The organism is Mycobacterium celatum (genome assembly GCF_002101595.1).
GTDB lineage: Bacteria > Actinomycetota > Actinomycetes > Mycobacteriales > Mycobacteriaceae > Mycobacterium > Mycobacterium celatum.
This window is the reverse complement of record NZ_LQOM01000022.1, coordinates 23858-37052: the sequence shown is the minus strand read 5'-3', so window position 1 is coordinate 37052 and position 13195 is coordinate 23858. Positions and strand designations below refer to the sequence as shown.

The following is a 13195-nucleotide window of genomic DNA, read 5'->3' as shown; positions in this document are numbered from 1 at the left end:
GAACGTCGTTCAGTGGCGGGCCGCTTCCTGCGCGAGCCCTACGCGGGAGCTCAGGCCGAGTTTGGCGTAGACGTGGGAGAGGTGGGTTTCCACTGTGCGTGGCGAGACGAAAAGCCTTGTGGCGATGTCTTTATTGGCCAGCCCGTCGCTGACCAGTCGGACCACGTCGCGCTCGGTGGGGGTGAGTGAGGCCCAGCCGCTGGCAGGTCGTTTGCGTTCGCCGCGGCCGCGTTGCGCGTAGGCGATCGCCTCCTCGGTGCTCAGGGCGGCGCCCTCCGACCAAGCGCTTTCGAAGTCGTCGCCGCCCAAGGCGTCACGAACTGCGGCCACCGAAGCCTCGTAGTCGGCGTCCCAGATCTTGAAGCGGACCGCCCTCATGCGCTGCCGGCTGCTGTGTGCAGCGCCGAAGAGCCGGGCGGCTTCGCGGTGGCTGCCGACGTCGCTGGCCAGATCGCCGAGGCATTCCAGGATGTCGGGGATGAGCAGGTGCGCCTCAACGTCCGCGGCACACGTCAGGGCGTCGTGGGCGTCGCGTTCGCCCTGGTCCGGCTCGCCTTGCGCGATCGCCGCCCGGGCACGCGTCGACAGCGCCTCCGACAGGATTACACCCGTCGTTGTCGTCACGGCGTCGTCGGCCCAGCGGCGGGCCGCGACCAGATCCCCGCCCGCCAGCGCGGCCTGGGCTTTGTAGACGCGCCCCAACACCGCCGGCTGGGGCAAGGCACTCAGGTGTGGCCAGGCCGCCTCGGTCGCGTCCTGCGCTGCAGCAGCATCGCCGGCGGCCAAGGCCGCGGTAACCAACGCCAAGTAGGCGACGCCCGCTCTAAGCCCGCCAAGCTCGGCGGCGGCCTCGACAGCGGCGTCGGCGGCTGCCCGCGCCGCAGCCGCGTGGCCACCGTACGCCAGCGCGAAGCTCTGGTACGCGAGGCTAGTCGCCTCAATGAACCCATCGTGAGCGGCTCGGGCCTCGGCCACCAGCTCGGCGAATTGTGCGGCGGCACCGGCCAGATCACCCTGAAATATGTGTGCCCATCCGAGGCAGACGCGGCACGGGCGCAAGTGGAACTGGTCACCGATCGCGTCGGCGAGGTCGCGTCCCTCTTCGCCGGCCGCGCGCACAGCGAGCGGGTCACCGGCGGCCGTCGCTGCGGCCGCCTGCCAGGTGAGGATCTCGCTGAGCGTCCAGCGATCGCCGACTGCGCGGGCGAGTTCGATCGCCTCCGCGAAGTACGCTCGGGCCCCCTCCGCGTCGAAGTAGCTGGCGATGAACCCACAGGCGGTCAGCGCCCGGGCCAGCAGGGTCGAGTCATCGACCTCGCGGGCGATCGCCAGGGCCTGCTGAGCCCGATCGAGACAGCCGGCCCTACCCACCCAAAAAGCGAGCGCGGCGCTGTCGGCGAGCGCCCGCGCCTGCACCACGGGCGTCACCCCGGGGTGCGCTTCGAGGTCGGCCAGCGCGGTGTCGAACCAGGCCAGCCCTTCCCGGAGCCGTCCTCGCGCTTGCCACAGCGGCTGCAACGACGCCGCCAGCGCCAACGCCCGCTCGACGTCGGAGTTTTCCCGGCTCCATCCGAAGGCAGCGCGCAGGTTGTCGATCTCGGCTTCGGCCTGCTCGATGCGCTGCTCATAGTCTGTGCCGGCCGGCGCGTCAAGTGGGGCGGCTATCGCGGTGTAGTGGTCGCGGTGACGCGTCCGCACGCCATCGGCTTCGCCGGACTCGAGCAGTTTTTCTTGGGCGTATTGGCGCACCGTTTCCAGCAAGCGGTATCGGGTTGCGCCACTTGGATGTTCAGCCGCGACAAGGGACTTGTCCACCAGTAGGGTGAGCAGGTCGAGCACCTGGAAGCGCTCCACATCGCCATCGCCACCGACTGCTTGGGCGGCCTTCAGGTCGAAGCCACCCATGAAGGCGGCCAGCCGGCGGAACAACACGCGCTCGGGTTCGGTCAACAGCGCATGCGACCAGTCCACCGAGGCGCGCAAGGTCTGCTGGCGGCGCACGGCGGTGCGCGCGCCACCGGTCAACAGGCGGAAGCGGTCATGCAGGCTGTCGAGGATCTCGTCCAGCGACAAGGCGCGCACCCGCGCGGCGGCCAGTTCGATCGCCAGCGGCATCCCGTCCAGGCGCTGGCAGATGTCGGCCACCACCGCGGCATTGTCGTCGGTCATGGTGAAGCCGGGCTGCGCCAGGCAAGCGCGGTCGGCGAATAGTTCGATGGCCTCGTCGTCCGGCGACAGTGAGGGCACCCGCCAGCTCACCTCGCCCGCGACGCCGATCGGCTCACGACTGGTCGCCAAGAATGTCAATCCTGGACACGCTTCCAGCAGTGCCACCATCAGCGCGGCGCTGGCATCCAGGAGGTGCTCGCAGTTGTCCAGCACCACCAGCATCTGACGGTCGGCGACAAAACGAGTCAGCGTGTCCATTGTCGAGCGGCCGGGCTGGTCGGGCAGTCCGAATGCTCGGGCCGCCGTGATCGGCACCACCGCGGGATCGGTGATCGGCGCCAGATCGACATACCAGACGCCATTGGCGTATTCGGCCGCCAGCAGGGCCGCGATCTGGACGGCCAGCCGGGTTTTGCCCACCCCGCCGGCACCGGTCACCGTCACCAACCGGTTCTCGGCCAGCAGCTGCCGCAGGTGGGTCAGCTCCGCGTCGCGGCCCACAAAGCTCGTCAGTGGCACCGGAAGCCGTTGGGAGACAACAGCTATCGATTCGCGTAGCGGGGGGAACTCGTTGATCAAATCGGGATGGCACAGCTGCACCACCCGTTCCGGACGGGGTAGGTCACGAAGCGGGTGTATGCCCAGATCGGCCAACCACACACCGTCCGGGAGCCGATCGACGATCAATGCCTCGGTCGCACCCGACAGCACGGTCTGGCCTCCGTGCGCCAGATCCCGGAGGCGCGCCGTCCGGTTGATGGTCGGGCCGGCGTAGTTGCCCTCGTCGCGCAGCTGGATCTCTCCGGTATGGACACCGATGCGCAGCCGGATCGGGGACAGCGGGGCACGCTGCAATTCCAACGCCGTCGCTACGGCATCGGAGGCACGGGCAAACGCGGCCACAAAACTGTCGCCCTCGCCCTGCTCGACGGGGCGCACGCCGTCGTGGGCGGCGATGACATCGCACGCGACCCGGTTCAGCCGCGCGATTGCAGCCGTCATCTCCTCAGGCTGGGTCTCCCATAGCCGCGTGGAGCCCTCGACGTCTGCCAACAGCAGCGTCACGGTGCCCGTCGGCAACAGCGCGCTCACGCCATGATCGCTCCAGTCCACCAGCGGCGTCTCCGCGCGTGGATCGATCTCGCTCATGCTAGCCAGCATGCGGCCACCGCGAACCCCAAAACATCAGCGAAAACACGTATCTACGACACGTTGGGCAGCGTAAATGCGGTCCTAGCGCCGCACGGCCGTGCACAGGCAAAGATCACCACGTAGCGCATGAGTGTCGGCCGATTGGGGTACGCACTCCGTCATGCCGCTCAACGTCACGCAAAAGCTGATCGAGTCGCACCTGGAATCCGGCGAGATGACGCCGGGCGAGGAGATCGCCATCCACATCGATCAGACGTTGACCCAGGACGCGACGGGCACGCTGGTGATGCAGGAACTCGAGGCGCTCGGGCTCGATCGCGCCCGCACCGAGGTGAGCGTGCAGTACGTCGACCACAACCTGCTGCAGACCGACGAGAAGAACGCCGAGGACCACGAGTACTTGCGCACCGCGGCACAGCGATTCGGGCTGTGGTTCTCCAAGCCCGGCAACGGGGTGTCGCATCCCACCCACATGCAGCGGTTCGGCATTCCCGGAAAGACGATGGTGGGCTCCGACTCTCACACGCCAGCTGCCGGTTCGCTTGGGATGCTTGCCATCGGCGTCGGTGGGCTGGAGGTAGCGCTCGCCATTACCGGGCGACCGCTGCACATCCGCATGCCCGAGGTGTGGGGTGTGCGGCTGGAAGGCGAACTGCCGCAATGGTGTTCGGCTAAGGACGTGATCCTGGAGATGCTGCGCCGCCACGACGTCAAGGGAGGGGTGAACCGGATCATCGAGTACCACGGTCCTGGCCTGGAAAGCCTGACCGCAATGGACCGCCACGTGATCGCCAACATGGGCGCCGAACTCGGCGCCACCACAACGGTTTTCCCCAGCGACAACGCAGTGCGGGAGTTCCTCCGCGCCGAGGACCGCGAGGATGACTGGATAGAGCTGCTCGCCGACGACGGCGCCGACTACGACGTCGAGGACACCATCGACCTGTCGAAGCTTGAGCCGCTGATCGCCAAGCCGTCGTCGCCGGGCAACGTGGTGCCGGTCCGCGAGGTCGCCGGCGAGGAGATCTCCCAGGTGGTGATCGGGTCCAGCGCCAATCCCGGACTGCGTGATTTCGCGATCGCCGCGGCGATGGTGGCAGGCCGGCAGACGGCACCGCAGGTCAGCTTCGACGTCAACCCGACCTCGCGGCAGATCCTGACCGATTTGACCAAGATGGGCGCCACGGCCGAACTGGTGATCGCCGGGGCGCGTATCCATCAAGCGGGTTGCATGGGCTGCATCGGCATGGGCCAGGCCCCCGCTGTCGGCCGCAACTCGCTGCGCACCATGCCGCGCAACTTCCCCGGCCGGTCCGGCACCAAAGAAGACTCGGTGTGGCTGTGCTCGCCGGAAACCGCTGCCGCATCGGCGCTGACGGGGGTGATCACCGACCCGCGCGAGTGGGCACGCGACGAGAAAATGGACTATCCGAAGCTCAACCTGCCCGAAAACAGCTCGGTCAACACGGCAATGCTTGTGCCGCCGTTACCCGAAGACGAGGCGAAGAAGGTCGAGCCGGTCAAGGGCCCCAACGTCTCCGACCTGCCGGAGCTCGATCCGCTGCCCGACGAGATCGAGGCGCCGGTGCTGCTCAAGGTCGAGGACAACATCTCCACCGACGAGATCTCACCCGCCGGTGCGCGGGCGCTGCCCTTCCGCTCCAACATTCCCAAGCTGGCGGAGTTCAGCTTCACCCAGATCGACGAGTCGTACCCCGAACGCGCGCAGGAAGCCGGCGAGGCCGGTCACATCATCGTCGGCGGCGAGAACTACGGCCAGGGCTCGTCGCGCGAGCATGCCGCGATCGCGCCGCGCTACCTGGGGCTGCGGGTGGTGATCGCCAAGTCGTTCGCGCGTATCCACTGGCAGAACCTCGCCAACTTCGGGGTGCTGGCGCTGGAGTTCGAGAAAGCCGACGACTACGACGGCGTCGACCAGGACGACACGCTGCGGCTGCAGAATCTGCGCGAGGCCCTTGCGGACGGGGACACGCTGAAGGTCGACAACGTCACGAAGAACACGTCTTTCACTGTGCGGCACCGTCTTTCGCCGCGGCAGGTCAAGGACGTGCTGGCCGGGGGATTGATTCCGCGGCTGGCCGCAGAAGCCGAAGAAGAGGAAGGATAGGCCGTGGCTCAGCGCTTCCGCGCGGTGACCATCAAGTACTCCCACTCCATTACGCCGCCGGCCAGGTGCCGTCGGGCAAGGTCGACGAGTTGGGCGTCGAGGGCGGTCGCCAGCACGCGATTGTTGCCGATCAGGCGGTAGGCGTTGATCGTGGGGCCGTAGTTGTTCTTGAAGTACTCGTGGCACTCTTCGGCGCTGCGAAACCGGTCCAGTCGCAACACTGCCCGCTCGGTGGCGATGTCGCTTACTCGGTCGCCGAGCAACCCGGCGATATAGTCCGCGCGTCCCCACAACGCCGCCGGCGGCACACCGGGCGCCAGCGTCGGCCGATACGGCCTGATGGCGGCGAGCATCTGGCCGAAGAATCCCTCGGGTGTCCAGTTGATCAGACCGATCGTGCCCCGCGTCCGGCAGACCCGGGCCAGTTCGTCGGCGGCACGCTGGTGATGCGGTGCGAACATCACCCCGATGGCCGACAACACCACGTCGAACTCGCCATCGGCGAACGGCAGGTTTTCGGCATTGGCTTCCCGACATTCGAGCGTCACACCGTGTTCGGTAGCCCGCTGCTGAGCGCGCCGCAGCAACTCGGGCGTCAGGTCGCTGGCAACCACGCTGGCCCCTCGCGCGGCGGCGGGGATCGAGATGTTGCCGGATCCGGCGGCCACGTCAAGCACCTTGTCGCCCGCGACAATCCCGGCGAAGTCGACCAGGACCGGCCCGAGCGGGGCCATCACCTGCTCGGCCATCAGCGCGTAGTCGCCCATCGCCCACACCGCCCGGGGCGTGCTCGCCAACGCATCGCGTGTGCCAATGCTCATCAAGACCTCCTGTGCCGATGTCGGGGCAGCCATAGCGGGTGCCACTGGCTACAGTTCTATTAAGAAATAATTGCTATAAGCAATAGTAATCGGCTGTTAGACTTCTGGGGATCACCTGTGCGCGACGGGGGGAGGTAAGCAGCCATATCGACCGAAGAAGCCGCGGCGGCTGACGATTCACTCGACACGATCACCGATGCCTTGTTGACGGCATCGCGGTTGCTGGTGGCCATCTCAGCGCGGTCAATCGCCCAAGTGAACGAGACCATCACGATCCCGCAGTTCCGGACATTGGTGATCTTGTCCAATCGTGGTCCGGTCAACCTGGCCACCCTGGCGGGCCTGCTGGACGTGAAGCCGTCGGCGGCCGGCCGGATGGTCGATCGCCTGGTCGGCGCCGGGCTGATCGACCGTCTGCCGCACCCGCGCTCGCGCCGGGAGCTGCTGGCCGACCTCACCGACCGCGGCCGGCAGGTCGTCCGGCAAGTCACGGCGCACCGGCGCGCCGAGATCGCCCGCATCGTCGAGAAGATGCCGCCCCCGGAGCGTCGCGGCCTGGTACGCGCGCTCACTGCATTCACGGCGGCCGGCGGCGAACCCGACGTCGACTCGTAGGCGTCGGCGTCTCCCTACACTGTGTCGGTGCGTCTCGTCTTCGCCGGCACCCCAGAACCCGCGCTACCCGCTCTACGTCGGCTGATCGAGTCGCCGCGCCACGAGGTTGTCGCGGTGCTCACCCGGCCCGACGCCGCCTCTGGCCGCCGCGGCCATCATCAGCCGTCGCCGGTGGCCCGCCTGGCGCTCGACGAGGGCATCCCGGCGCTGCGCCCGCCGCGGCCCAACACCGCCGACTTCGTCGCCGAGCTGTCCGAGCTGGCGCCGGACTGCTGCCCGGTGGTGGCCTATGGCGCGCTGCTGCGTGACGAGCTGCTCGCGGTGCCGCCGCACGGCTGGATCAACCTGCACTTCTCGCTGCTGCCCGCCTGGCGCGGCGCCGCCCCGGTACAGGCCGCGATCGCCGCCGGCGACACGGTCACCGGCGCAACCACTTTCCGGATCGAGCCCAGCCTGGACTCCGGACCCGTCTACGGCGTCGTCACCGAAACGATCCAGCCCACCGACACCGCTGGCGATCTGCTTGAGCGCCTTGCGGTTTCGGGTGCGGCGCTGCTGGAAACCACCCTCGACGGCATCGCCGACGGCACGCTCACGCCGGTGCCGCAGCCGGCCGACGGGGTCAGCTTCGCGCCCAAGGTCACCGTCGACGACGCCCGGGTGCGCTGGGACCTGCCGGCCCATGTCGTCGAACGGCGCATCCGCGCCGTCACGCCGCATCCGGGCGCCTGGACCATGATCGGCGACCAGAGGATCAAACTCGGCCCGGTGCGGATCGACGCCGACGCACCAAACACCCTGCAGCCCGGCGAAATTCAGGCCGATCGTCGTAGCGTGCGGATCGGTACCGGTTCACAACCGGTGCAGCTCGGCGAAATCCAGCCGCCCGGAAAGAAATTCATGAACGCCGTCGACTGGGCCCGCGGTGCCCGGCTGGACTCCGCGACGCGCGCGACATGAGCCCCAAGCCGCGCCGCCCGCCGCGACGCAAACCGCTGGATCCGGCCCGGCGGGCCGCCTTCGACGTGCTGCGCGCCGTCAGCGAGCGCGACGCCTACCCCAACCTGGCGCTGCCCGCGCTGCTACGCGAACGCGGTATCACCGGGCGCGACGCCGCCTTCGCCACCGAGCTCACCTACGGCACGTGCCGTACTCGCGGCCTGCTGGACGCGGTCATCGGCGCGGCCGCCGGACGAAAACCGGAGGCCATCGACCCGGTGCTGCTCGACCTGCTGCGGCTCGGCACCTACCAATTACTTCGCACCCGGGTCGACGCGCACGCCGCGGTGTCCACCACCGTCGAGCAAGCTGCCATCGAATTCGATTCCGCGCGTGCGGGTTTCGTCAACGGCGTGCTGCGAACCATCAGCGGCCGCGACGAAAAGGCCTGGGTCGACGAGCTGGCGCCCGACCCGCAAGCCGACGCGATAGGGCATGCCGCTTTCGTACATGCCCACCCGCGCTGGATCGCGCAGGCCTTCGCCGACGCGCTCGGCGCGGCCGCTGGCGAACTCGACGCGGTGCTGGCCAGCGACGACGAACGCCCACAGGTGCACCTGGCCGCCCGTCCGGGGGCGCTGACCGCCGAGGAACTGGCCGAGGCCGTACACGGCACGGTCGGCCGCTATTCGCCGTACGCGGTGTACCTGCCGGCCGGCGACCCGGGGGAGTTGCCCGCGGTGCGCGACGGGCAGGCCCTGGTCCAGGACGAGGGCAGCCAGCTGGTGGCCCGCGCGCTCACGCTGGCGCCCGTCGACGGCGACACCGGCCGCTGGTTGGACCTGTGCGCCGGCCCGGGCGGCAAGACCGCACTGCTAGCCGCCATCGGGGCTGAAACCGGCGCCCGGGTGACCGCCGTGGAGCCGTCGGCGCACCGCGCGGACCTGGTCGCGCAGAACACCCGCGGGCTGCCGGTCGACGTGCTGCGCGTCGACGGACGCCAAACAGGGCAGGAGCCCGGCTTCGACCGGGTGCTGGTCGACGTGCCGTGCACCGGGCTCGGCGCGCTGCGGCGCCGCCCCGAGGCCCGCTGGCGGCGTCAGCCCGCCGACATTCCGGCACTCACAAAGCTGCAACGCGAACTGCTGAGCGCCGCGATCGCGCTGACCCGACCCGGCGGTGTGGTGCTGTACGCAACCTGCTCGCCGCACCTGGCGGAGACGGTCGGCGTCGTCGCCGACGCGCTGCGACGGCACCCGGTGTCCGCGTTGGACACTCGGCCGCTGTTCGACCCCGTCGACGGGCTGGGGGACGGGCCGTATGTGCAGCTGTGGCCGCACCGGCACGGCACCGACGCCATGTTCGCCGCCGCGCTACAAGTAAGCTGACCAGCGTGGCACGACCCCTGATTGCGCCGTCGATTCTGGCCGCCGATTTCGCCCGGCTGGCCGACGAGGCCGCCGCTGTCGATGGCGCGGACTGGCTGCACGTCGACGTGATGGACAACCACTTTGTGCCCAACCTGACCATCGGGCTGCCGGTGGTGGAAAGCCTGCTCAAGCACACCGACATCCCGATGGACTGCCATCTGATGATCGAGGACCCGGACCGCTGGGCGCCGCCGTACGCCGAAGCCGGCGCCCACAACGTCACCTTCCACGCCGAGGCCACCGACAACCCGGTCGGCGTGGCCCGCGACATCCGGGCCGCCGGCGCCAAGGCCGGCCTCTCCATCAAGCCCGGGACTCCGCTGGAGCCATATCTGGAGATACTCAAGGACTTCGACACGTTTCTGGTCATGTCGGTCGAGCCCGGGTTCGGCGGCCAGGAGTTCATCCCCGAGGTCTTGAGCAAGGTGCGCACGGTGCGCAAGATGGTCGACTCCGGCGAACTGAGGATCCTGGTCGAGATCGACGGCGGCATCAACGCCGACACCATCGAGCAGGCCGCCGAGGCCGGTGTCGACTGCTTCGTCGCCGGGTCGGCCGTCTACAGCGCCGACGACCCGGAGGCCGCGGTCGAGGCGCTGCGGCGACAGGCCGCGGCCGCGGCTCCGCATCTCCGCCGATGAGCGCCCAGGCGGCCATCAGCCACGACGCCGCCATGCGCCTCGCCGTCGAACACGCCGACCTGGTCAAGGGCGCGACCTACCCGAATCCTCCTGTCGGAGCGGTCATTCTGGATCGTGGGGGCCGAGTCGTCGGCGTGGGCGGCACCGGCCCGGCCGGCAGCGCGCACGCCGAAGTGGTGGCGCTGCGAAGAGCCGGCAACCTGGCCGCCGGCGGCACCGCCGTCGTCACCCTCGAGCCGTGCAACCACCACGGCAAGACCCCGCCGTGCGTCGACGCCCTGCTCGACGCCGGCATCGCGTCGGTGGTCTACGCCGTCGCCGATCCCAACCCACTGGCCGCCGGCGGCGCGGCCCGGCTCGCGGCAGCCGGTGTGCGCGTTTTCAGCGACGTCGAGGCCGATCTGGTAGCCACGGGACCGCTGCGCGAGTGGCTGCACAAGCAGCGCACCGGCCTGCCACACGTGACGTGGAAGTACGCCACCAGCATCGACGGGCGCAGCGCGGCCGCGGACGGCTCGAGCCAGTGGATCACCAGCGAGGCCGCGCGCGCCGACCTGCACCGCCGCCGCGCCGCCGCCGACGCGATCGTGGTGGGCACCGGAACCGTGCTCGCCGACGACCCGACCCTGACCGCCCGGCTGGCCGACGGCACGCTGGCTGATCGGCAGCCGCTGCGCGTGGTGGTCGGAAAGCGCGAAATCCCTTCGGAGGCAAACGTTCTCAACGACGACTCGCACACCATGGTGATCCGCACGCACGACCCGGCGGAAGTGCTCAAGGCGCTGTCGGATCGCACCGACGTCCTGCTCGAGGGCGGTCCGACGCTGGCCGGCGCGTTCCTGCGGGCCGGGGCGATCGACCGGATTCTGGCTTATGTCGCGCCGATCCTGCTGGGCGGGCCGATCACCGCGGTCGACGACGTCGGAGTGCCCAGCATCGCGCGGGCGCTGCGGTGGCGCTTCGACGGGGTGGAGCGCGTCGGCCCGGATCTGCTGCTCAGCCTGGTGCCCCGCTAGCCCTTACGCGTCGACGGCCTCATGCTCCGGCAGCTCCGGCTCCTCGGCGTGGACACTGCGGCTGGACAGCAGCAGACCGAGCAGCGCGCCCACCACGCAGACGAACGCGGTGGCCGTGAAGATCCCGCCGTACATCTCCGCGAACGACTCCCGATACAGCCGGCCTTGCAGGGCCAGTCGAACCACCAGGCTGGCGTTGGCCGGAACCTGCGCTGACTTGGTCGCGACGATCTCGTTGAACCGGTAGAAACCCCAGGCGCTGAGCGCCGCCACACCGATCAGCATGCCGGTCATCCGCGCGACCACCACCAGGGCCGCGGCGATGCCGTGCTGGGCCGACGGGACCACCCGCAAGCTGGCCGACGAGAGCGGCCCGATCACCAGGCCCAGCCCGATCCCGGCGATGAACAGATCTGTGTCCAGCGCCGGCAGCGAGAACAACCCGAAGATGTTGTGCCGGTCGGTCAACAGGTCGAGCCGCCAGTGCGAGATCAGCACATACCCGCCAGCCGCCATGAGCAGCCCGATGAACGTCATCGCACGGTCGCCGATCTTGGTCGCGATCCATCCACCGACCACCGCGCCGATGGGCAATGCGGCGAAGAACCACAGCAGCATGATCGCCGCCTCGTCCTGGTCCTTGCCGAGCACGCCCTGGGCGAACAGCTCCACGTCGACCAGCGTCACCATCAGAGCCGCGCCGGCCGCTCCCGAGGCACCCAGGGCGGCCAGAAACGGGCGGAAGTGCACCCCGGCCGGCTCGATCAGCCTGGTGCGCGCGAAACGTTCCCACACCGCGAACACCGCCGCGGCGACAATCGCCCCGATCACCAGCGGCCAGCCGTAGCTGGGCAGCGCGTCGTGGCCGTTGGGGTTCGGGTTGTAGAGCCCAATCACAGCCAGGCCCAACGTGATTGCCAGCAGCACCCCACCGACCAGGTCGATCTTTTCCGGCTCGGCGGTGCGGTTCCGCGACGGCAGGCTGAAGTGGATCATCACCATCGCGACCCCAGCCAGCGGCACGTTGATCCAGAACACGTCCTGCCAGCGGCTGGTCAGCCAGACGATGAAAATTCCGTACAGCGGCCCCAGCACGCTGCCGAGCTCCTGAGATGCACCGATACCGCCGAGCACCCCGGCCCGGTTGCGCTGCGACCACAGGTCGGCGCCGAGCGCCAGGGTGATCGGCAGCAACGCGCCCGCAGCCAGACCCTGAATGGTTCGGCCGACCACCAACATATGCAGGTTGCCGGACAGCGCGGTGACCACCGAGCCGACGGCGAACGCGGCCAGGCTGGCTTGCAGCATGAGTTTGCGGCCGAACCGGTCCGAAGCGCGCCCCAGCAGCGGCATCGCGGCGATGTAGCCGAGCAGGTACCAGGTGATGATCGGGGTGATCCGCTGCAGCTGGTTAACCGGGATGCCGACCGTACTGATGATGTCGCGCATGATCGTGACGACGACATACGTGTCCAACGCGCCGAGCAGCACGGCGAGGCTGCCGGCGCTGATCGCGATTCTGCGTCCAGCCTGCATGAACTCAGCTCACCTGCGGTTTCGTGACCTGGACCTGCTCACCCCAGTTCGACAGCGTCATTTGGATGGTGTTGCCCGAGCTGGGTTCCATCTTGGCCTGCACCAGCTGGTGATCGCCGTTCTCCTGGATCCAGACGGTGGCCGGCAGCGGTTGGGTTGCATTCACCGACGGCGCGAGCTTGTTCAGCGCGTCGGGGGCGACCTTTCCGGTGATGCGGACAGTGTCTTGGCCACCGATCGTTTCGCGGCCGTCGGCCTTGGCGTCGGTGAAATTGGCTAGCACGTTTGCCAGCCCGTTGTCGGGATTCAGGATCGTGGAGACGTCGTAGATATCGGCGGCCGGACCGAGGTCCGTCCACACGTTCGGGGTGAGCGTCGCGTACAAGTTCGAGTCGTACACCACGAAGTCGGCATCGATGTCAGACCCGCCCACGACGACCTTGGCGTTGCCCTTGGCGGCCGTGCTGGGTGCGGTGGTGAGGTCACCGGTCAGCGTTTTGATGGGCAGCCCCTTCACCTTTCCGCTCGTCGACAGCACAACGTGCACGCTCCTGACGTTCTTTGTGGTCTGGCTGGACTGCTTGACCAGCGTGGCCGCATCCGGCAGCGGGCTGCTGTTCTTCTTGGACGCCGACGAGCAGCCGGCGACCAGTGCGGCGGCGAAACTGAGGGCGGCAAGGATGGCGATGAGGCGGCTGGTTTTCCGCGGCGTCTGCATACGTTGCATCGTAGAGGGTGCCCGCAGCGG

At 68.8% G+C, this 13195-nt stretch carries 10 protein-coding genes; 6 read left to right on the top strand and 4 right to left on the bottom strand.

The genetic code is table 11. The features are described 5' to 3' along the window. Positions 1-9: 9 nt before the first annotated feature. Positions 10-3261 carry a helix-turn-helix transcriptional regulator gene (locus tag AWB95_RS07155; RefSeq protein ID WP_238600952.1) on the bottom strand — a complete coding sequence of 1084 codons (3252 nt, stop codon included), beginning with the start codon at positions 3259-3261 and terminating at the stop codon, positions 10-12. A 220-nt stretch (positions 3262-3481) separates the two neighbouring features. On the opposite strand from AWB95_RS07155, the gene AWB95_RS07150 reads away from it, so the two are divergent. Then, entirely contained in the window at positions 3482-5449 is a 1968-nt protein-coding gene (locus AWB95_RS07150) for an aconitate hydratase (protein ID WP_062538166.1), read from the top strand. 8 nt (positions 5450-5457) lie between these two features. On the opposite strand, the gene AWB95_RS07145 is transcribed toward AWB95_RS07150, so the two are convergent. Further along, on the bottom strand, positions 5458-6270 hold the full coding sequence (locus AWB95_RS07145) for a class I SAM-dependent methyltransferase (RefSeq protein WP_062538167.1): 813 nt from the start codon (positions 6268-6270) through the stop codon (positions 5458-5460). 144 nt (positions 6271-6414) lie between these two features. On the opposite strand from AWB95_RS07145, the gene AWB95_RS07140 reads away from it, so the two are divergent. From AWB95_RS07140 to ribD, 5 genes are read left to right on the top strand one after another with little or no spacing between them, the layout of a single operon-like run. Then, positions 6415-6885, top strand: coding sequence for a MarR family transcriptional regulator (locus AWB95_RS07140; RefSeq protein ID WP_085167873.1), 471 nt, complete (start codon positions 6415-6417; stop codon positions 6883-6885). 27 nt (positions 6886-6912) lie between these two features. Then, on the top strand, positions 6913-7845 hold the full coding sequence (gene fmt / locus AWB95_RS07135; RefSeq protein WP_085167944.1) for a methionyl-tRNA formyltransferase: 933 nt from the start codon (positions 6913-6915) through the stop codon (positions 7843-7845). Then, positions 7842-9212, top strand: a complete 1371-nt coding sequence (locus tag AWB95_RS07130) for an RsmB/NOP family class I SAM-dependent RNA methyltransferase (RefSeq protein ID WP_085167871.1) — start codon at positions 7842-7844, stop codon at positions 9210-9212. The genes fmt and AWB95_RS07130 overlap by 4 nt, the downstream gene beginning before the upstream one ends. Further along, positions 9209-9895 carry a ribulose-phosphate 3-epimerase gene (gene rpe, locus AWB95_RS07125; protein ID WP_099539781.1) on the top strand — a complete coding sequence of 229 codons (687 nt, stop codon included), beginning with the start codon at positions 9209-9211 and terminating at the stop codon, positions 9893-9895. Before AWB95_RS07130 ends, rpe begins: the two co-directional genes overlap by 4 nt. Further along, positions 9892-10911, top strand: a complete 1020-nt coding sequence (gene ribD, locus AWB95_RS07120; RefSeq protein WP_085167869.1) for a bifunctional diaminohydroxyphosphoribosylaminopyrimidine deaminase/5-amino-6-(5-phosphoribosylamino)uracil reductase RibD — start codon at positions 9892-9894, stop codon at positions 10909-10911. The genes rpe and ribD overlap by 4 nt, the downstream gene beginning before the upstream one ends. 3 nt (positions 10912-10914) lie before the next feature. Here ribD and AWB95_RS07115 read toward each other — a convergent pair whose 3' ends face one another. Together AWB95_RS07115 and AWB95_RS07110 are read right to left on the bottom strand one after the other, a co-directional pair. Then, positions 10915-12447, bottom strand: a complete 1533-nt coding sequence (locus AWB95_RS07115; protein ID WP_062538750.1) for an MFS transporter — start codon at positions 12445-12447, stop codon at positions 10915-10917. Between the two features lie 4 nt (positions 12448-12451). Continuing rightward, positions 12452-13165, bottom strand: a complete 714-nt coding sequence (locus tag AWB95_RS07110) for an LppX_LprAFG lipoprotein (RefSeq protein WP_062538751.1) — start codon at positions 13163-13165, stop codon at positions 12452-12454. Between the last annotated feature and the right edge of the window lie 30 nt (positions 13166-13195).

What these genes read in the sequence shown, in the direction of transcription:
- AWB95_RS07115 (WP_062538750.1), bottom strand. Translation starts at nt 12,447, where the DNA reads ATGCAGGCTGGACGCAGAATCGCGATCAGCGCCGGCAGCCTCGCCGTG.
- AWB95_RS07110 (WP_062538751.1), bottom strand. Translation starts at nt 13,165, where the DNA reads ATGCAGACGCCGCGGAAAACCAGCCGCCTCATCGCCATCCTTGCCGCC.
- ribD (WP_085167869.1), top strand. Translation starts at nt 9,892, where the DNA reads ATGAGCGCCCAGGCGGCCATCAGCCACGACGCCGCCATGCGCCTCGCC.
- AWB95_RS07145 (WP_062538167.1), bottom strand. Translation starts at nt 6,270, where the DNA reads ATGAGCATTGGCACACGCGATGCGTTGGCGAGCACGCCCCGGGCGGTG.
- AWB95_RS07130 (WP_085167871.1), top strand. Translation starts at nt 7,842, where the DNA reads ATGAGCCCCAAGCCGCGCCGCCCGCCGCGACGCAAACCGCTGGATCCG.
- AWB95_RS07150 (WP_062538166.1), top strand. Translation starts at nt 3,482, where the DNA reads ATGCCGCTCAACGTCACGCAAAAGCTGATCGAGTCGCACCTGGAATCC.